A 19898-nucleotide genomic window follows, 5' to 3' on the forward strand; every position below is an offset into this window, starting at 1 on the left:
ATAGCGCTGAATAGTGGCTATCTGCCGTCGACCCGCGCCTGCCAATAAAAATAAGAATCAAAAGGGAGACTTCCAGTGAAGAGCTTGCTCTATCCCGCCGTCGCGCTGATGAATCGCCTGAGCTTCGGCATGAAGTTCAGCCTGATCAGTGTGCTGTTCCTCGTGCCGATGCTGGTGACCAACTTCTATCTGGTCCGCGACTCCTATCGTGAATTCCAGGGCACACAAGTCGAGCTGCAAAGCCTCGACCTGCTCGGCAGCAGCCTGACCCTGCGGCGTGATTTGGAAACCCTGAACAACCTGGTGCAAATCAACGTCACTCTTGGCCAGTCCGGCAAGGCCGGTAACGTCGAGACGAAGATCAGCACTCTGGAGCAAAGTGTTCTGGCCCGCCTGCAAGGGCTGACGGCGATGACCACTGATCCGGAGCAGATCACGGTTTTCGATGGCAAGCGCGATGAAATGATCGCGGCGTTCAAGGCCCAGCAAGCGGAAAACTCCCTGCAAAGCAAAAGTGGGATGATCGGCAAGTTGCTCGGCAGCGCGCAGATTTTCAGCCAGATCATCGCCAGTCAAGCCGGCCTGAGCCGCGATACCCAGAGCGACATGCGTCAGCTCAGCGAACTCATTACCAACGTCACTCCGCCTGTGACGCAGATCCTGGGCGACGGCCGGGCGATGGGTTCCTATTCGCTTGGGCAAGGTTTTCTGAATTCGTCGTCGAGCACCCGATTTGATGAGCTGCTGGCGCAGATCGAAAAGCTCCAGGGCGAATACGGTCTGAAGCTCAATGATGCATTGGGCTCCAGCAAAGCGGCGCGTGACACCCTGGCCGCCCAGGCCGAGAGCAGCAAGGCCTCGCTGAAAAAGGCCAGTGAACTGTTCGAAGAACAGGTGGTGATGGCCGACACCCTCGATGCGCCATGGCAGGCCTTTTACGACCAGGTCACCGGCCTGATGGACCAGACCTACCAACTCAACGAAGCCACCCTGGCATTCCTCGGCACCCAGTTGCAGCAGCGACTGGAGCAGAACCGCACCCATATGGTCTTGCAGGCCGTGGCGCTGTCGGTGGTGTTTGTGTTGATTTTCTACCTCTACGGCGGCTTCTACGCCTCGACCCGCACCACCCTCAAACGTCTGGGCGCGACGCTGGACAAAGTTGCAGCGGGCGACATGACCGTCACCTTCCGGGCCGAAAGCCGCGATGAGTTGGGCGAGTTGGGCGAGGTGTTCAACGGCACCGTGAAGAAAATCCATGACCTGATCGAGCGGGTAGGCCAGACCGTCAACGAGGTCGAGCGCCAGGCCGGACAAGTCGAAAGTGTCTCTGCCCAAAGCAACCAGGCGGTGGCGGGGCAGCGTTCGCAGATCGAGCAGGTCGCCACGGCCATGAACCAGATGTCTGCCACCTCCCTTGAGGTGGCGCGCAGTGCCGCCGCAGCAGTCAGCAGTGCCCACAGCGTCAACGACGAAACCATCAGCGGTCGCGGCCTGGTGGCGTCCCAGCAGGGCAGCATCGCGCAACTGGCCAGCGAGATCGATCAGTCGGTGCGGGTGGTCAACCAATTGGCCAGCGACAGTCAATCCATCAGCCGCGTGCTGGAAGTGATCAAGAGCATCGCCGAGCAGACCAACCTCTTGGCGCTCAACGCCGCGATCGAAGCCGCTCGGGCCGGTGAGCAAGGGCGTGGTTTTGCGGTGGTGGCCGATGAGGTGCGGACCCTCGCCAAGCGCACTCAGCAATCGACCGAAGAAATCGAGCAGATGATCACCAAGCTCCAGAATGGTGTCGGCGCGGCGGTGAAAGCCATGGGCGTCAGCCATCAGGTGGCCGATGGCACCGTCGGGCAGTCGGAAAAGGTCCAGCAGGCGCTGGAAAACATCCTCGGTGCCGTCGGCATGATCGTCGACCAGAACCAACAGATCGCCGCCGCAGTGGAGCAGCAGACCGCGGTGGCCCACGACATCGACCAGAACATCGTCGAGATCAACCGCGCGGGTGAACGTACCGCCGAAGGGGCGCACCAGACCGAGGATGCCAGTCGAGCATTGTCGGCCCAAGTGTTGGAACTCAAACAATTGATCAGCGCGTTCCGGGTCTGACGGCACACAAGGATCAAATGTGGGAGCGAGCCTGCTCGCGATAGGGGTGCGTCAGTCAGTAATGATGTCGACTGACACACCGCTATCGCGAGCAGGCTAGCTCCCACAGGTTTTAGTGCAGGGCTGATTTACCAGTTGAACAACTCGCAGGCATTGGCCGTGCTTGCGGCCGCCAATCGCTCGGGGCTGATCGCCATGATGCCGGCCAGCGCCGAGCAAATCGCCGGCAGGTGCGCCGGGCTGTTGCGTTGACCGGGAAACATGGCGGGCGCCATGTCCGGTGAATCGGTTTCCAGCACCACTGATTCCAGGGGCAGGTCAGCGAGGACGCGGTGCATGCGCAGCGCCTGCGGCCAGGTCGCGGCGCCGCCCAGGCCCAGTTTGAAACCGAGCTTGATGTATTCGCGCGCCTCTTCCTTGCTGCCGGCGAAGGCATGAATGATGCCCGCGCGTTTCAATCGAAACCGTTTGAGCGTGGCAATCACCGCGGCATGGCTGCGCCGCACATGAATCAGCGCCGGAAGATTGAAGTCCACCGCCAGTTGCAGTTGCGCGTCGAACAAGGCCTGCTGGCGCTCACGGTCGAGGGTTTCGATGAAGTAATCCAGACCGATCTCGCCCACGGCACACAATTGCCGATGACCCGCCAGGCGGGTCAGCCAGTCACCGAGTTCGAGTAAATCGTCAGGGCGATGCTGGTCCAGGTACACCGGGTGCAAACCGAGCGCCGCATGCAGGTCGGGATCGCTTTGCACCAGGTCCCAGACCCGCTGCCAATTGCCCTGATAAACCCCCAGCACCACCATTCGCCGTACCCCGAGGGCGCGGCTTTCGGCGAGCAGCGCCGTGCGGTCCTCGTCGAAGTCCGGAAAATCCAGATGAGTGTGGCTGTCAATCAGCTCCACGGTTCAGTCCTGGCGAATACGCTGCTTGAAGGTCCGCGCGATGGCTTGCACGCCGGGTTGGTAGTCGGACTGCTCGATGGCGGCCAGCGCCAGCGCCAGCGCCTTGTCGGCAATCAACTGATGCTGCTGGGCCATGGCATTGACCGGCAGCGGCAAGAAGTCCAGCAACTGCGTGTCGCCGAAGGTGCCTAGGCGCAGCGGACGGGTTTTCAGCGGGAAGTCGTGCAAGGCATCGAACACGCCTTGAAGCAGCACGTAAGACGTGGTCACCAGCGCATCCGGCAAATGCCCCAGGCGCTGCAACAATTCCTCCATCAACTGCTTGCCGCACTCACGGCTGAACGATTCGCCGTGCTCGATCAGCACGTCGCCTTTGAACCCGCTTAACGCCTCCTTGAACCCGGCGGCACGTTCCTGGCTGATGCTCAGCTCGGGGCGGGCACCGATCAGCGCGATTTGCTTGGGCAGCGGGTCGAGCAGGCTGCGGGTCAGTTGCAGGCTGGCCTCGCGATCATCGCTGATCACCGAACAGAAATGCTCAGGCTCCATCACCCGGTCGATGGCGATGATCGGAATGCCTTTGGCCTGCAACAGACGATAACTGTCATCTCCGGCCGGCAGGCAACTGGCGACGATCAAGGCATCACAGCGCCGGGCGCGGAACAGTTGCAGCAATTGCCGCTCACTGTCCGGCGCATCGTCGGAACTGGCGATCAGCAATTGATAACCGCGCGCCCGGGCGCCTTGCTCGAGCAGTTTGGCGATTCTTGCGTAACTGGGGTTTTCCAGGTCCGGCAGAATGAAGCCCAAAGTGCGGGTGTGCCGACTGCGCAGCCCCGCCGCCTGAGGGTTGGGCGTGAAGCCATGTTGTTCGACGACCGCACGAACGCGCTCGACGGTGGCACTGCTGATACGTTGCTGCTCGGCCTTGCCATTAATGACATAACTGGCGGTGGTAACGGACACACCGGCCAACTGTGCGATATCACTGAGTTTCAACTCGGGATTTCCTTGTTTGTTCGAGCTTGCCCCGACATTTTCGCCAATCCTACCCGATTCGGGCAGACGACCATTGTCGCAACGCTTCCGACAAGTTGGACTTCAAGGATGGGACATAATCGAGTAACGTGCCAATCATTCTAGATTAAACGTTTCAGCAAGCGTATTTTCTACGTTATAAGCGCATTTGGCCGGTTCTGCCGTGAAACCGCCAAAAATGATGACGAAGCGCCTAAGCTGGAATCATCCAAAACAATACCTGGCGCCCACAGACGCCAAAAAGGAGAAAGCATGCTCGAGCTCACCATAGAGCAGATATCCATGGGCCAGTCGGCTGTGGATAAGTCCGAAGCCTTGCAATTACTGGCCGGGCATCTGGTCACCGATGGCCTGGTAGCCGAGGGTTATCTCGCCGGTTTGCAGGCCCGGGAAGTCCAGGGCTCGACCTTTCTCGGTCAAGGTATTGCCATCCCTCACGGTACGCCGGAAACCCGCGATCAGGTGTTTTCCACCGGTGTGCGGCTGATGCAATTCCCCGAAGGCGTGGACTGGGGCGACGGCCAGATCGTTTACCTGGCGATCGGCATTGCCGCCAAATCCGATGAACACCTGCGACTGCTGCAACTGCTGACCCGTGCCCTCGGAGAAACCGACCTGGGCCAGGCCCTGCGTCGCGCCAGTTCCGCCGAAGCCTTGTTGAAACTGCTGCAAGGGGCACCGCAGGAACTGGCGCTGGATGCACAAATGATCGGCCTTGGTGTCTCCGCCGATGACTTCGAAGAACTTGTATGGCGCGGCGCGCGTTTGCTGCGCCAGGCCGATTGCGTGAGTAACGGGTTCTCCGCCGTCTTGCAACAGGTCGAAGCGCTGCCGCTGGGCGATGGCTTGTGGTGGCTGCACAGCGAACAAACGGTCAAGCGTCCGGGCCTGGCGTTCGTCACGCCGGACAAGCCCATGCGCTACCTCGGCCAGCCCCTCAGTGGCCTGTTCTGCCTGGCCAGCCTCGGCGAGGCGCATCAGGCTTTGCTCGAACGCCTGTGTGCGCTGCTGATCGAAGGCCGTGGCCATGAATTGGGTCGCGCCACCAGCAGCCGTAAAGTCCTCGAAGTGCTGGGCGGTGAACTGCCGGCGGACTGGCCGAGCGCGCGCATTGCGTTGGCCAACGCCCACGGTTTGCATGCCCGCCCGGCGAAGATCCTCGCGCAGTTGGCGAAAAGTTTTGAAGGCGAGATCCGCGTGCGCATCGTCGATGGCCACGACAGCGCCGTGTCGGTGAAGAGCTTGAGCAAACTCCTCAGCCTCGGCGCCCGGCGCGGTCAGGTATTGGAGTTCGTCGCTGAACCGAGCATCGCCGCCGATGCCTTGCCAGCCTTGCTGGCCGCCATCGAAGAAGGCCTCGGTGAAGACGTCGAGCCGTTGCCCGCCGTGAGCCAGCAGCGCGAGGTGTTTGCCGATGTCGCCGAAGTGCTCCTGGCGCCAGTGTCCGGCAGTCTGGTCCAGGCCATTGCCGCTGCACCGGGCATCGCCATTGGCCCGGCGCACATTCAAGTGCTGCAAACCATCGAATACCCGTTGCGTGGCGAGTCTGCCGCCATTGAGCGTGAACGTCTCAAGCAGGGCTTGGTACACGTGCGCCGCGACATCGAAGGCTTGATCGAACGCAGCAAATCCAAAGCCATCCGCGAGATTTTCATCACCCACCAGGAAATGCTCGACGACCCGGAATTGACCGATGAAGTCGACACCCGCCTCAAGCAAGGCGAAAGCGCTGAAGCGGCGTGGATGGCGGTGATTGAAGCGGCGGCCAAACAACAGGAATCGTTGCAGGACGCCTTGCTCGCCGAACGGGCTGCCGACCTGCGCGACATCGGTCGTCGGGTGCTGGCGCAACTCAGCGGCGTCGAAACCCCGAGTGAACCCGATCAGCCGTACATTCTGGTGATGGACGAAGTCGGCCCGTCCGACGTTGCCCGTCTCGATCCGACCCGTGTGGCCGGCATTCTCACGGCCCGTGGCGGCGCGACCGCTCACAGCGCGATTGTCGCCCGGGCGCTGGGCATTCCGGCCTTGGTCGGCGCTGGTGCGGCGGTGTTGCTGCTGGCGCCGGGCACGCCGTTGCTGATTGATGGTCAGCGCGGTCGCCTGCATGTGGACGCCGACGCGGCAACCTTGCAGCGCGCCACCGAAGAACGCGACACCCGCGAACAACGCCTGAAAGCCGCCGCCGAACAACGCCATCAACCGGCGCTGACCACCGACGGCCATGCGGTCGAAGTGTTCGCCAACATCGGCGAAAGTGCCGGCGTGACCAGCGCGGTGGAGCAGGGTGCCGAAGGCATCGGCTTGCTGCGCACTGAACTGATTTTCATGGCCCATTCCCAGGCGCCGGACGAGGCCACCCAGGAAGTCGAATACCGCCGCGTCCTCGACGGCCTGGCCGGTCGTCCCCTGGTGGTTCGCACCCTCGATGTCGGTGGCGATAAACCACTGCCGTACTGGCCGATTGCGAAAGAAGAAAACCCGTTCCTCGGCGTGCGTGGCATTCGCCTGACCTTGCAGCGTCCGCAGATCATGGAAGCGCAATTGCGCGCCTTGCTCCGTGCAGCGGACAACCGTCCGTTGCGGATCATGTTCCCGATGGTCGGCAGCGTCGATGAGTGGCGCCAGGCGCGGGACATGACCGAGCGTCTGCGTCTGGAAATCCCGGTGGCTGATCTGCAACTGGGGATCATGATCGAGGTGCCATCGGCGGCCTTGCTGGCGCCGGTGCTGGCCAAGGAAGTCGACTTCTTCAGCGTCGGCACCAATGACCTGACTCAATACACCCTGGCCATCGACCGGGGGCATCCAACCTTGTCAGCCCAGGCTGACGGCTTGCACCCGGCGGTGCTGCAACTGATCGACATCACCGTGCGCGCGGCCCATGCCAACGGCAAGTGGGTCGGCGTGTGCGGCGAGCTGGCAGCCGATCCGCTGGCGGTGCCGGTGCTGGTCGGTCTCGGCGTGGACGAACTCAGCGTGTCCGGTCGCAGCATTGCCGAGGTCAAGGCACGCATCCGCGAACTCAGCCTCAGCCAAACCAGAATTCTCGCCCAACAGGCCCTGGCCGTGGGCAGCGCCAATGAAGTGCGCGCATTAGTGGAGGCCCTGTAATGGCCAAAATCCTGACCCTGACGCTCAACCCGGCGCTGGACTTGACGGTGCAGTTGCCGCGCCTCGAGCCCGGCCAAGTCAATCGCAGCGACGAAATGCACACCCACGCCGCCGGTAAAGGCGTGAACGTGGCGCAGGTGCTCGCCGACCTCGGCCATCAGCTGACGGTCAGCGGTTTCCTCGGTGAGGACAACCTTCAAGCGTTCGAAACCCTGTTCGCCAAACGCGGTTTTGTCGATGCGTTCATCCGGGTGCCCGGGGAGACGCGCAGCAACATCAAACTGGCGGAAAACGATGGGCGGATCACCGACATCAACGGTCCGGGGCCGATGGTCAATGCGACGGCTCAGCAGGCGCTGCTGGATCGACTCGAGCAGATTGCGCCCGGTCATGACGCGGTCGTGGTGGCCGGCAGCCTGCCGCAGGGGATAAGCCCGCAGTGGTTGCAGGCGTTGATTGAACGTTTGAAAAACCTCGGTCTGAACGTTGCCCTCGACAGCAGCGGCGAAGCCTTGCGTGCAGCGCTCAAGGCCGGCCCGTGGTTGATCAAACCGAACACTGAAGAGCTGGCCGACGTGCTGGGCTGCGAGGTGATATCGGTGGCGGCACAAGCCGAAGCGGCGAGCCGTTTGCACGCTCAAGGCATCGAGCATGTGGTGATCTCCCACGGGGCCGATGGCGTGAACTGGTTCAGTGTCGGCTCGGCGATGCACGCCACGCCGCCCAAGGTCAGTGTCGTCAGCACCGTGGGCGCAGGCGATTCGTTGCTGGCCGGCATGCTCCACGGTTTGCTCAGTGCCGACACGCCTGAACAGACCCTGCGCACCGCCACGGCAATCGCCGCGATGGCGGTCACGCAGATCGGTTTCGGAATTGGCGATGTCGCGCAGTTGGCGCGGCTCGAACAGGGCGTGCGCATCCGCACCCTGACAGAACAATAAGAGGGTTTGTCATGAAACTAGCCATTGTTACGGCCTGCCCGAACGGCATGGTCACCAGTGTGCTGTGCGCCCGTTTGCTCGATGCAGCGGCCCAGCGTCAGGGCTGGAGCACCAGCGTCGAAGTGGTCGATGCCGCGCATCCGGAACGTCAGCTGTCGGCTGCCACGATTGAAGCGGCCGAGTGGGTGTTGCTGGTCACCAGTGCGCCGGTGGAGATGTCGCGATTCATCGGCAAGAAAGTGTTCCAGAGCACGCCCGCGCATGCCCTGCAGGATGTCGAAGCGGTGCTACGACGCGGGGCTGAAGAAGCTCAGGTGTATGTCGCGCCCGAAGCTGTCGAGCAACCTGCTACCACCGTTCAAAACGCGCCACGCCTGGTGGCGATCACGGCGTGTCCGACCGGTGTCGCTCACACGTTCATGGCGGCCGAAGCCTTGCAGCAAGCGGCCAAGCGTCTGGGCTACGACCTGCAAGTGGAAACCCAAGGCTCGGTCGGTGCGCGCAATCCACTCAGCGCTGCAGCGATTGCCGATGCCGATGTGGTGCTGCTGGCGTGCGATATCGAAGTCGCCACCGAGCGTTTTGCCGGCAAGAAAATCTACCGTTGCGGTACTGGCATTGCGTTGAAGCAAGCCGAGGCGACGCTGAATAAAGCGCTGGCCGAAGGCAAGCAGGAAACCGCTTCGACCGGTGCCAAAGGCCCGGCCAAACAAGAGAAGACCGGCGTCTATAAACACCTGCTGACGGGCGTGTCGTTCATGCTGCCGATGGTGGTGGCGGGCGGTCTGATGATCGCCTTGTCGTTCGTGTTCGGCATTTCCGCATTCAAGGAGGAAGGCACACTCGCCGCCGCTCTGATGCAGATCGGTGGCGAGACCGCGTTCAAGTTGATGGTGCCGCTGCTGGCGGGTTACATCGCCTACTCGATCGCCGACCGTCCGGGCCTGGCGCCGGGAATGATCGGTGGCCTGCTGGCGAGCACCCTCGGTGCCGGTTTTATCGGCGGGATCATTGCCGGTTTCATTGCCGGTTATGCGGCGCAGGCGATCAATCGTTATGCGCGCTTGCCGCAAAGTCTTGAGGCACTGAAACCGATTCTGATCATCCCGTTGCTGGCGAGCCTGTTCACCGGCCTGGTGATGATTTACATCGTCGGCAAACCGGTGGCGGGGATGCTCGAAGGGCTCACGCACTTCCTCGACAGCATGGGCACCACCAACGCGATTCTGCTCGGTGTGCTGCTCGGCGGGATGATGTGCGTCGACCTTGGCGGGCCGATCAACAAAGCCGCGTATGCGTTCTCGGTGGGGCTGCTGGCCTCGCAAAGTTATGCCCCGATGGCCGCGACCATGGCCGCCGGTATGGTGCCGCCGATTGGCTTGGGCATCGCCACGTTTATCGCACGGCGCAAATTTGCCCAGACCGAGCGCGAGGCCGGTAAAGCGGCGCTGGTATTGGGGCTGTGTTTCATCTCCGAAGGGGCGATTCCGTTTGCCGCCAAAGACCCGTTGCGAGTGATTCCGGCGAGCATTGCCGGTGGCGCGCTGACCGGTGCGTTGTCGATGTATTTCGGCTGCAAACTGATGGCGCCGCACGGTGGGTTGTTTGTGTTGGCGATCCCGAATGCGATCAACCATGCGCTGTTGTATCTGCTGGCGATTGTGGCGGGGAGCCTGCTGACGGCGGTGGCGTATGCGCTGCTCAAGCGGCCGGAAGCTGTTGAGATGGCACTCGAACCCGCCAAAGCCTGACACCACGTTGTAGGAGCGAGGCTTGCCCGCGAAGACGGTTTAACATTCAACAAATAGGTGTCTGTAAGATCGCCTTCGCGGGCAAGCCTCGCTCCTACAGGGGGGGCGGTGTCACACCGGTTTCATGCGCACGTGCTTTAGTTTTCCTTTTCAGGGAGAACACCATGAGCGAATTCGACCTCGGCCGTCGCCGTGTCATGCAAGCCGTCGGCGCCGGGCTATTGCTTCCAGGGCTGGCGCCGGCCGTCATCGCCTCGGTCAAGGACCGTCCGCAGCTCACCGATGGCGTGCAGTCCGGCGATCTGATGGGCGATCGGGCGATGATCTGGAGCCGCAGCGACCGACCGGCGCGGATGGTGGTCGAATGGGACACCCGCAGCCTGTTTGGCAACCCACGCCGATTCGTCTCGCCATTGGCCGATGCGCGTAGCGATTTCACCGCACGGGTCGAGCTCACGGGGCTGCCGGCCGATCAGGCGATTTTCTATCGCGTGTATTTCGAAGACGCCCAAAGCGGTGTCACCAGTGAACCCTGGTTCGGTCATTTGCGCAGCGTGCCGCAAACCCGGCGCGACCTCCGTTTTGTCTGGAGCGGCGACACCGTTGGCCAAGGCTTCGGCATCAACCCGGACATTGGCGGCATGCGCATCTACGAAGCCATGCGTCTGCGCCTGCCCGACTTCTTTATCCACAGCGGCGACACCATCTACGCTGACGGCCCGGTGCCGGCGCAACTGGCCACCGAAAGCGGCCGGGTGTGGCGCAATATCACCAGCGAAGCCAAGAGCAAGGTCGCCGAGACACTCGACGATTATCGCGGCAACTACCGCTACAACCTGATGGACGAGAACATCCGTCGCTTCAACGCCGAAGTCCCGCAGATCTGGCAGTGGGATGACCACGAAGTGGTGAACAACTGGTCACCGGGCAAGCAATTGGATGAGCGCTACAAGAGCAAAGATATCCACAGCCTGGTCGGTCGCGCCCGCCAGGCCTGGCTCGAATATGCGCCCATGCGTTTGCAGAGCGCCGATGGCGGCGGGCGGATTTATCGCAAGCTCAGCTACGGGCCGATGCTGGATGTGTTCGTGCTGGACATGCGCAGCTATCGCGAAGCCAATGACGACAACCTCGGCACTGCCAAACCGTTTCTCGGTCGTGAGCAACTCGACTGGCTCAAGGCTTCGTTAAAAGCCTCCAGTGCTCAATGGAAGGTCATCGCCGCCGACATGCCGATCGGCCTCGGCGTCCCCGACGGAGAAGTCAGCCCCGGTGTGGCACGCTGGGAAGCAGTGGCCAACGGTGATCCCGGACCGGCCCAGGGACGTGAACTGGAAATCGCTGAACTCTTGGGCTTTTTACGGGCGCAGCAGGTGCGCAATTACGTGTTCCTGACGGCCGATGTGCATTACTGCGCAGCCCACCATTACCACCCGGACCGCGCCGCATTCCAGGACTTCGAACCGTTCTGGGAATTTGTGGCCGGGCCATTGAATGCCGGGAGCTTCGGACCCAATCCGCTGGACAAGACCTTCGGGCCCGAGGTGGTTTTCGAGAAAGCACCACCGGCGCAGAACACCTCGCCGTTTGCCGGGTTCCAGTTTTTTGGCGAGGTGAATATCGATGGGCAGACGGGGGAGATGAGTGTGGTGTTGCGGGATCTGGATGGGGTGGCGGTGTTTGAGCGCAAGCTTCAGCCAGCCTGACCGTTTCCACCAACAACACACAACCAATGTGGGAGCGAGCCTGCTCGCGAATGCGGTTTCACATTCAACAGCGTCGTTGTCTGACCCACCGCTTTCGCGATCAGGCTCGCTCCCACAGGGATTGTGGTGGTTCAGTAGACGTCGCGGCGGTAGCGACCCTGCTCGATGAGGCGGTCGACTTCTGCAATCCCGAGCACTTCATTCAGTACGTGATCCACCCCTGATGCCATTCCCTGCAAGCTCCCGCAGATGTAAATCACGGCGCCGTCAGCCAGCCATTGCTTCAATAGATCGGCCGACTCACGTAGCCGATCCTGCACATAAATCTTCTCGGCCTGATCCCGCGAGAACGCCAGGTCCAGTCGCTCCAGGTCGCCTGAAGTCAGCCATTCCTCAAGCTCATCGCGGCACAGATAGTCGTATTCCCGATGACGCTCACCGAACAGCAGCCAATGCCGTTGCTGCCCATCGGCAATGCGTGCCTTGAGCAAACTGCGCAGTCCAGCCAGCCCGGTGCCGTTGCCCAGCAGGATCATCGGCACCGGCTCGGTCGGCAGGTGAAACCCGCTGTTGCGCCGCACTCGCAGGCTGATGGTGCCCCCCACGGGAGCGTGTTCGGTCAGCCAGCCGGAGCCGATGCCCAGGCTGCCATCGGTGTGCATTTCCTGGCGCACGATCAGTTCCAGAATGCCGTCAGCCGCAATCGAAGCAATGGAGTATTCGCGCATGGCCAACGGCACCAGTGCATCGACCAGTGCCTGAGCGTGCAGGCCGACCAGATGGGTTCTGTTTTCCGGCAGTTGTCGGCTGGCGAGGGCGTGCTCCAGCGGTTGCGACAAGCCATTGAAGGTCACCATCGCCCGGCCTTCAATACCCAGGCCATCAAGGAAATGCTCGATTGCCCACGGGCAATTGCGGGGCAGGACTTCCACCAGATCCCCCGCCAGCCAACTGCTGGTGGTCGGTGCGGTGAGGCCCAGCAAGTACACCGGTGAGCCGCTGCTGTCCGGGTTCATCAGCTCGCGGCGGGTCAGGGTCCAGTTGTCGTAGCTCGGCGCCTGCCAGGTGTCGACCGGTGCTTGCCCGGTCAACAGGCCGAGTTGCTGCTGCCAGTGACGCAAGGCGTAAGGGTCGCCGCTGTCGACTTCCACTGGGGCGAACAACGTCTTGCCGCCATGCTCGCCAAGCCAGGTGTGCAAGCGTCGGGCGAAGCCGCAGAAGTGTTGATATTGGCGATCACCGAGACCCAATACCGCGTAGTTCAGGCTTTCCAGGTTCGACGCCTGGCCCAGCACCTTGCGTTCGAAACCGCGGGCGCTGTCCGGCGCTTCGCCGTCGCCGAAGGTGCTGACTACGAACAGCGCATTGCTGGATTCACGCAAATCCTGTTCGCTGACATTCGCCAAGGGTTGGACTTTTACCGGCAGGCCGGCCGCCTGCAATTGCCCGGCAGTTTGCCACGCCAGTTGCTCGGCAAAGCCACTTTGGCTGGCGAAGCCGATCAACCAGGCTGGCGCATTGTTGCCCGTTTGCGCGAAGTTTTTGCGGGCGTCCTTGATCTGCTTTTTCTTGCGGCGACGGTCCAGGTACAACAACCAGCCAGTGACAAAGAACAGCGGCATGGTCAGCGCGGTGAGGGTCAGGATGATCCGCCCGACGATGCCGAAGTAACTGCCCACGTGAAGCGCGTAAATGCTGGTCAGCAGTTGTGCCTTGAGGCTCTTGTCGCTGTAACGGTCATGCCGTTTGACGAGGCCGGTGGCCGGATCGAGGCTGATCTGGTTCAGCGCACGGTCATGGGGCGAGGAGTTCAACAGGTAGAAGACCGTCGCCGGTTGGCCGGCCACGGGCGGCATGCGGATGTTGTAGGCACTGAGTGCCGGACCTGCGGCGCTGTAGATGCTGCTCCACATGGCGGCGTAATCGGCGGTGGGCGCCGGGCCGCTTGGGGCAGGACCTCGACCGCCGCGCACGCGCTCGTTCTGCGGAGAGTCGGACAGCAATTGGGTCAAACCCTTGTTGTACCACTCATAGGACCAGGACAACCCGGTCAGCGCTGACAGGAGGTAAAACACCAGGCACCAGGTGCCGGCCACCGAGTGCAGGTCCCAGTTGAAACTGCGGCCCTTTTTCTTCCAGTCGAGGGTCAGCCAGGCGCGCCAGTTTTTCCATTGGCGCGGCCAGCGCAGGTACAGGCCGGACAGGCAGAAAAATACCAGGATCAGCGTGCAGGCCCCGGTGATCTGCCGCCCTGTATCGCCCATGGCGAGGAAGCGGTGCAGTTGCAGCATCAGGCCGAAGAAGTCCTGACCGATGGCTTCACCCATGAACTGGGCGGTGTACGGATCGAAGTAGCGCATCTCGCCCCGGCGTTCGCCCGGTGGCGGGGTGAAACTCACCCGCGCGGCGTTGCCGCTGTCGGTCTCGACCCAGAGCATCGCGACTTTCTTGCCGGAGGCGCCCTCGATTTTTTCCACCAGTTCGGCGGGCGGCAGGACGCCGGCAACTTGCTTCTCGACCTGCAACACAGAAGGATTGAGCACGCTGAGGATCTCATCCTCAAACGACACCATCGCCCCGGTGATGCCCATCAGGGCCAGGACCAGCCCGGCACTGATGCCGAAAAACCAGTGCAACTGGAACAGGGTTTTCTTCAACACGTCGCTCGCCTTGTTCGTTCGAAATAATCATCACGGCGCGCATTATGCCGTGGGTTGCTGAGAAACATTCTTTTTACGTACAAAAGCCCCGTTCATGCAGATGAACGGGGCCTGACCTTATATCGCCGGCTGCTTTATGTGGGAGCGAGCCTGCTCGCGAAGGCTGTAGCCGTCGCCACAGATGAGATGCGGCAACCATCCATTCGCGAGCAGGCTCGCTCTCACATTGATCAGAAGTGGAAGTTGGTGCTCAGCAATGCCGTGCGGCCCGCCGCCTGGTTGGCGAAGTGGGTCGAGAAGGCTTTGTCGTAGTAGGTTTCGTCGGTCAGGTTCTGCACGTTCAGTTGCAGGTCGACGTTTTTGCTCAACTTGTAGGCAGCCATTGCGTCGTAACGAACATAGGACTCGACCATGGTGGTGTTGGCCACGCTGCCGAAGACGTCGTCGACATAGAACGCACCACCACCGATGGTCAGCTTCGGCGTGACCTGATAGGTCGTCCACAGGCTGGCACTGTTTTTCGGGGTGTTCGGCAGTTCGTTGCCATCGTTGGCTTTACCCAGCGGGCCACCGTCTATTTGCTCGCTGTCCATGTAGGCGTAACCGGCGAAGACTTGCCATTTTTCGGTGATCTTGCCGCTGGCCGACAATTCGATGCCCTGCACGCGGGTTTTACCGGCGTTTTCATAGGACGTGGTGTCGACCTGGACGCGGGCGTTGTCTTTCTCGGTGCGGAAGATATCGGCGGTCAACGACAGGCGATCGTTCAGCAAGTCCCACTTGGTGCCGATTTCGTAGTTCTTGGTGGTTTCCGGCTCCATGTCGCTGCTCAGCAGATTGCCGTTGCGATCCGGCGTGCCGCCCAACGGGTTGCCTTCCTGACCTTCGCCCAGCGTGTTGCCCGGTGGCGTGGCGGAGGTGGCGTAGGACGCGTAGATGCTGCCGTTTTCGGCCGGTTTGTAAACCACGCCGAACTGGCCGGTCACGAACTCGCTGACGTCATCCCCTTTGGAGGTGGTCACGCTGGATGCGTTGTAGGTTTTGTATTTGGTGTCGAAATGGTCGTAACGCAGGCCCATGTTCACCAGCCATTGCTCGGACAACTCTAGGGTGTCGAACACATACAACGCGTAGGTATCGGACTCGGTATCAGTGCCGGCGTAGTTCCGCGAGATCGCACCGTTCCATGGGTCGTTCGGGTTCGGGTTGGCCAGCGAGGTGCAGTTGTAGCCGCTTGGCGCGCCGATCAGTGCCGGCGAGCAGTTGGTGGTCGACGCCGCGGTTCTCGGGGTGGTGTCGACGTTGACGTTGTACGAGGATTTCTGGCTTTCCTCGCGGCTCAGCTCGATGCCGGTGGCGAAGCTGTTCTTGAAGCCCGCAATGTAGACGTCACCAAACAGATCGGTCTGGTTCGTGGTGGTCTCGGTGTTGCTCACGCGGGTGTTGGCCCGGCGCCAGACGCTGCCGTTGTTCACGTTGCCCTTGCTGTCGTCCGGCTGGGTCAGGATGTAATCCTGCATGCTGCTGCCGTGGCGCAGGGTGTTCTTGACGGTCAGCGCATCGCTCAGGTCGTGCTCGATGGCAAAGGTTGCCGTGTCGGTGCGGCCCTTGCGGAAATCGCGATCCAGCCCGTAGAAGTTGCTGTGATCGCCGCCGGCGAACGGCTTGTCCGGATTCGACTTGGTGCGGGCGGCGGAACCTGCGACAGGGATGGTGTACGGAATGCCCGAGTCTGGCGTGTCGTTGCTTTCCAGATGGTAGTAATCGAGGTTGACCCGGGTGTCGGTGCCCAGGCCGAATGCCAGCGATGGCGCGATGCCCCAGCGGTCGTAGTCGACGCTGTCACGGCCGGCGACATTGCTTTCGTGGCTCATCAGGTTCAGACGGCCAGCGGCGGTGTCGGTGAACTGGTAGTTGCCGTCCAGGGTGTAACGCTGGGTCTGGTCCGAACCCCAGGTAAAACCACCGTCGAACGAGTCGCCCAAGTGGGCCTTTTTGCTCACCAGGTTAATGCTGCCGCCCGCCGCGCCACGGCCGCCAATGGCCGAGTTCGGACCTTTGCTGACTTCGATGGACTCTACGGCGAAGATCTCGCGGCTCTGCGAACCGGTGTCACGCACACCGTCCAGATAAGTATCGCCTTGCGCGTCGAAACCACGAATGAACGGACGGTCGCCTTGTGGGTTTCCACCTTCACCGGCACCAAAGGTGATGCCCGGAACGGTGCGCAGCGCATCCTGCATATTGAGGGCGCCGGTGTCCTTGAGCACTTGCTGCGGGATGACGGTGACCGAGCGCGGTGTGTCCACCAGCGGTGCGGTGTACTTGGGCGAGGAGGCTTTTTCAACGTTGTAGGAAGTCGCATCCTGGGCTTCGCCAGTGATGGAGGTCGCCCCCAGGGAAATCGCATTGCCCGGCGCTTTTTCGTCGGCCTTTTCGGCTGCGAAAACCATGTGGCCGGCAGAACCGGCCGTGATCGCCACGCCAATTGCAGACGCGAGCAAACGCGGTGAACTGACCGGTAAATGTGAGTGTTGGCGTGACATGTGAATTCCCCTCCCCAAGGATTTGAGGCCGCGGAATATAGGGTAGACGCGTATTTGTATCAATTGCGAAACGTTACTATTCGCGAGGAATTTACATTCTTTACAATTTAACCTTACGGTTTTTGATGATTGGTTCGTCGTGGGGGTTTTACACAGTCAATAAGAATCAATACCATTGCCGCCTCTTTACCTCCAGGTGTCCTCCCATGCTGCTGCACATTCCCGGCGTGTTCGCGAAAGAAGAAGTGCAGCGCATCCGCGAGGCTCTGGAGCAGGCGGATTGGGCCGATGGCAAAATCACCGCCGGCTACCAGTCGGCCAAAGCCAAGCACAACCTGCAGCTGCCTGAAGGTCATCCTCTGGCCAAGGAAGTGGGGGCGGCGATGCTTGAGCGGCTGTGGAAAAATCCGCTGTTCATGTCCGCGGCTTTACCGCACAAAGTGTTTCCTCCGTTGCTGAACTGTTACACGGCGGGCGGCAGTTTCGACTTCCATATCGACAACGCCGTGCGTCAGCCCAAGGGCGGTATCGAGCGGGTCCGCACCGACCTGTCGGCGACGCTGTTTTTCAGCGAACCGGGGGACTATGACGGCGGCGAACTGGAAATCCAGGACACCTTCGGCACCCAGCGCGTGAAATTGCCGGCCGGCGACATGGTTTTGTATCCCGGCACCAGCCTGCACAAGGTCAACGCCGTCACCCGCGGCACCCGCTATGCGTCGTTCTTCTGGACCCAAAGCCTGGTGCGCGAAGACAGTCAGCGCGCGTTGCTGTTCGAGATGGACGGGGCGATCCAGCAATTGACTCAGGACATGCCCGATCACCCGTCGTTGATCCGCCTCACGGGCACATATCACAACCTGTTGCGTCGTTGGGTCGACGTATGAGTTTCCAATTGCGCCGCGAGGAAGTCCTCGACGGTGATTCCCTCAAAGCCATGCTGGAAGAAAGCCCCGCTCGTGCAGCCCAGGCGATTCTGATCGCTGCCCGTGAAAACATTCTCGATGCTCAAGCCTTGCTAGGGCAGATTCTGCTGGACGGGAAGGGCATCGGGCAGGACCAGCCGCTGGCCGTGCGCTGGTTCGGGATTGCCGCCCGGCGCGGGCATCTGATGGCGCGCAACATGCTCGGTCGTTGTCATGAACATGGCTGGGGGTGTGCGGCGGACGCTTCGGTTGCCGCGCAGCATTATCGAATCGCCGCCGACGCCGGGCTGGATTGGGCGATGTACAACTACGCCAATCTGCTGGCGACCGGGCGAGGTGTGATGGAGGATCAGGTGCAAGCGCTGAGTCTTTATCGTCGCGCCGCAGAACTGGGCCATGCGAAGTCGATGAACCTGTTCGGTCGTTATCTGGAAGAAGGACGGGGCTGTCCGGCGGATCCGCAAGCTGCGCGTGAGTGGTATCGACGCTCGGCGGTCGGTGGTGATTTTCGTGGGCAGTTCAGTCATGCCGCTGTGCTGGCCGACGAGGGGCATATCGAAGAAGCGCTGCGTTGGTTACGCAAGGCGCGGGACGGCGGAAATATAAATTTCCTGCGGGTGGCGAGTCAGACGTTGTTGACTGCGCAGAACGGGCAAGTTCGCGAATTGGCTACCGATTACGCTCAGCGCTGCGCCGACCTTGAGCGGGAGCTCGTCCCCCTGCAAGCGCTGTAGAGTGCCGGGGGAGAAGTTTTCAGACACAAAAAAGCCCATGACATGTCATGGGCTTTTTGATTGTCGCTTCAGCGCTTACAGGTAAAACGATTTCAACGGCGGGAAGCCATTGAATTCAACCGCGCTGTAACTGGTGGTGTAGGCACCGGTCGACAGCCAGTACAGACGATCACCGATGGCCAGGTTCAGCGGCAGACCGTACTTGTAGTTCTCATACATGATGTCGGCGCTGTCGCAGGTTGGGCCGGCGATGACCACTTCTTCCATCTCGCCTTTCTTCTCGGTCCAGATCGGGAACTTGATCGCTTCGTCCATGGTTTCGATCAGGCCGGAGAACTTGCCCACATCCGTATAAACCCAACGCTCGACGGCGGTACGGGATTTACGCGCCACCAGCACCACTTCACTGACCAGGATGCCGGCGTTGGCGATCAACGAACGGCCTGGCTCCAGGATGATTTCCGGCAGGTCATCACCGAAGTCTTCCTTGAGGAAGCGGATGATTTCTTCGGCGTAGGTTTCCAGGCTGTTGGTGCGAGTGATGTAGTTGGCCGGGAAGCCGCCGCCCATGTTGATCAGCTTGAGGTGGATGCCGTCTTCTTCTTTCAGGCGTTCGAAGATCACTTTGACCTTGGCGATCGCCGCGTCCCAGACGCTGATGTCGCGCTGTTGTGAACCGACGTGGAACGAGATGCCGTAAGGCACCAGGCCCAGGTCGCGGGCGAGGATCAGCAGGTCCATGGCCATGTCGGTCTGGCAGCCGAATTTGCGCGACAAAGGCCAGTCAGCCGTGGTCGAGCCTTCGGTGAGGATGCGCACGTAGACTTTCGAACCCGGCGCAGCCTTGGCAATGTTGCGCAGGTCTGCTTCGGAGTCGGTGGCATACAGACGCACGCCCTTGTCATAGAAGTAGCGGATGTCCTTGGATTTCTTGATGGTGTTGCCGTAGCTGATGCGATCCGGGCCAACGCCCTGGTTCATCACTTTGTCGAGCTCGTAGATCGACGCGATGTCGAAGTTCGAGCCTTTCTCTTTGAGCAGGTCGATGATTTCGACGGCTGGGTTGGCCTTGACCGCGTAGTAGACCTTGGCGAATTCGAAACCGGCGCGCAGGTCGTCATAGGCCTGGCTGATCATCGCGGTGTCGATCACCACGAACGGGGTTTCTTGTTTGTCGGCAAACGCCTTCATTTTGTTGAAGGTATCGCGCGCGAAATAGTCTTCGACGTTGATCGACATGCTGGGAACTCCTACTGGCAAACTGAAATTAACAATGGGTGCGAGGGTGTGTCATCAATGAAATCGCGAGTGCGTTGCGCCTGAGCGCGTGCCAGGCAAGGCGCAGGCCGCCGCTAATGGTCATTCCCTTCGCAAGGCCTGCAACGCAGCATGGCGCGCGCTCAGGCACAACCCGAAGGGCCGGGCCTGCTTTTGCGCAAGGCTGCGTTGCTCGTCCCTTATTTGGAACAAC

The 19898-nt window shown here is 61.2% G+C and carries 12 protein-coding genes; 7 read left to right on the forward strand and 5 right to left on the reverse strand.

From position 1 onward, the window contains the following. The first annotated feature begins 1401 nt into the window (after window positions 1-1401). Window positions 1402-2106 (forward strand): methyl-accepting chemotaxis protein, encoded by a 705-nt coding sequence (locus tag FHL16_RS34895; protein WP_371857853.1) that lies wholly within the window; start codon window positions 1402-1404, stop codon window positions 2104-2106. A gap of 128 nt (window positions 2107-2234) precedes the next feature. Here the strand turns inward: FHL16_RS34895 and FHL16_RS03040 are convergent, their stop codons facing one another. Then, window positions 2235-3011, reverse strand: coding sequence for a TatD family hydrolase (locus FHL16_RS03040; RefSeq protein WP_010463463.1), 777 nt, complete (start codon window positions 3009-3011; stop codon window positions 2235-2237). Between the two features lie 3 nt (window positions 3012-3014). Further along, entirely contained in the window at window positions 3015-4010 is a 996-nt protein-coding gene (gene cra, locus FHL16_RS03045) for a catabolite repressor/activator (protein WP_010463461.1), read from the reverse strand. Between the two features lie 291 nt (window positions 4011-4301). Between cra and ptsP the strand changes: the two genes are divergently transcribed. The 4 genes from ptsP (at window position 4302) to FHL16_RS03065 (ending at window position 11561) form a co-directional block, all read left to right on the forward strand. Next, window positions 4302-7163: a phosphoenolpyruvate--protein phosphotransferase gene (gene ptsP, locus FHL16_RS03050; RefSeq protein WP_077747393.1), complete on the forward strand. Its 2862-nt coding sequence runs from the start codon at window positions 4302-4304 to the stop codon at window positions 7161-7163. After that, entirely contained in the window at window positions 7163-8104 is a 942-nt protein-coding gene (gene pfkB / locus FHL16_RS03055; protein ID WP_077747394.1) for a 1-phosphofructokinase, read from the forward strand. Before ptsP ends, pfkB begins: the two co-directional genes overlap by 1 nt. Window positions 8105-8115: 11 nt before the next feature. Beyond that, window positions 8116-9855 (forward strand): PTS fructose-like transporter subunit IIB, encoded by a 1740-nt coding sequence (locus tag FHL16_RS03060; protein WP_077747395.1) that lies wholly within the window; start codon window positions 8116-8118, stop codon window positions 9853-9855. Window positions 9856-10019: 164 nt separating this feature from the next. Then, on the forward strand, window positions 10020-11561 hold the full coding sequence (locus FHL16_RS03065) for an alkaline phosphatase D family protein (protein WP_077747396.1): 1542 nt from the start codon (window positions 10020-10022) through the stop codon (window positions 11559-11561). Between the two features lie 131 nt (window positions 11562-11692). On the opposite strand, the gene FHL16_RS03070 is transcribed toward FHL16_RS03065, so the two are convergent. Further along, window positions 11693-14221 carry a PepSY domain-containing protein gene (locus FHL16_RS03070; RefSeq protein ID WP_077747397.1) on the reverse strand — a complete coding sequence of 843 codons (2529 nt, stop codon included), beginning with the start codon at window positions 14219-14221 and terminating at the stop codon, window positions 11693-11695. A 230-nt stretch (window positions 14222-14451) separates the two neighbouring features. Beyond that, complete coding sequence (locus tag FHL16_RS03075; RefSeq protein ID WP_077747398.1) at window positions 14452-16767, reverse strand: TonB-dependent receptor; 2316 nt, start codon at window positions 16765-16767, stop codon at window positions 14452-14454. 206 nt (window positions 16768-16973) lie between these two features. On the opposite strand from FHL16_RS03075, the gene FHL16_RS03080 reads away from it, so the two are divergent. Together FHL16_RS03080 and FHL16_RS03085 are read left to right on the forward strand one after the other, a co-directional pair. After that, window positions 16974-17654, forward strand: coding sequence for a Fe2+-dependent dioxygenase (locus FHL16_RS03080; protein WP_077747399.1), 681 nt, complete (start codon window positions 16974-16976; stop codon window positions 17652-17654). Further along, window positions 17651-18427: a tetratricopeptide repeat protein gene (locus FHL16_RS03085; protein ID WP_077747400.1), complete on the forward strand. Its 777-nt coding sequence runs from the start codon at window positions 17651-17653 to the stop codon at window positions 18425-18427. The genes FHL16_RS03080 and FHL16_RS03085 overlap by 4 nt, the downstream gene beginning before the upstream one ends. Window positions 18428-18502: 75 nt before the next feature. Here the strand turns inward: FHL16_RS03085 and FHL16_RS03090 are convergent, their stop codons facing one another. After that, window positions 18503-19666, reverse strand: a complete 1164-nt coding sequence (locus tag FHL16_RS03090) for a type III PLP-dependent enzyme (protein WP_010463443.1) — start codon at window positions 19664-19666, stop codon at window positions 18503-18505. Window positions 19667-19898: the final 232 nt, after the last annotated feature.

Source organism: Pseudomonas sp. FSL W5-0299 (assembly GCF_005930655.1).
GTDB lineage: Bacteria > Pseudomonadota > Gammaproteobacteria > Pseudomonadales > Pseudomonadaceae > Aquipseudomonas > Aquipseudomonas mandelii.

Excerpts from the sequence above, each read along its gene's own strand:
- FHL16_RS34895 (WP_371857853.1), top strand. The coding sequence starts at position 1,402 with ATGTCTGCCACCTCCCTTGAGGTGGCGCGCAGTGCCGCCGCAGCAGTC.
- ptsP (WP_077747393.1), top strand. The coding sequence starts at position 4,302 with ATGCTCGAGCTCACCATAGAGCAGATATCCATGGGCCAGTCGGCTGTG.
- pfkB (WP_077747394.1), top strand. The coding sequence starts at position 7,163 with ATGGCCAAAATCCTGACCCTGACGCTCAACCCGGCGCTGGACTTGACG.
- FHL16_RS03060 (WP_077747395.1), top strand. The coding sequence starts at position 8,116 with ATGAAACTAGCCATTGTTACGGCCTGCCCGAACGGCATGGTCACCAGT.
- FHL16_RS03065 (WP_077747396.1), top strand. The coding sequence starts at position 10,020 with ATGAGCGAATTCGACCTCGGCCGTCGCCGTGTCATGCAAGCCGTCGGC.
- FHL16_RS03075 (WP_077747398.1), bottom strand. The coding sequence starts at position 16,767 with ATGTCACGCCAACACTCACATTTACCGGTCAGTTCACCGCGTTTGCTC.
- FHL16_RS03080 (WP_077747399.1), top strand. The coding sequence starts at position 16,974 with ATGCTGCTGCACATTCCCGGCGTGTTCGCGAAAGAAGAAGTGCAGCGC.
- FHL16_RS03085 (WP_077747400.1), top strand. The coding sequence starts at position 17,651 with ATGAGTTTCCAATTGCGCCGCGAGGAAGTCCTCGACGGTGATTCCCTC.
- FHL16_RS03090 (WP_010463443.1), bottom strand. The coding sequence starts at position 19,666 with ATGTCGATCAACGTCGAAGACTATTTCGCGCGCGATACCTTCAACAAA.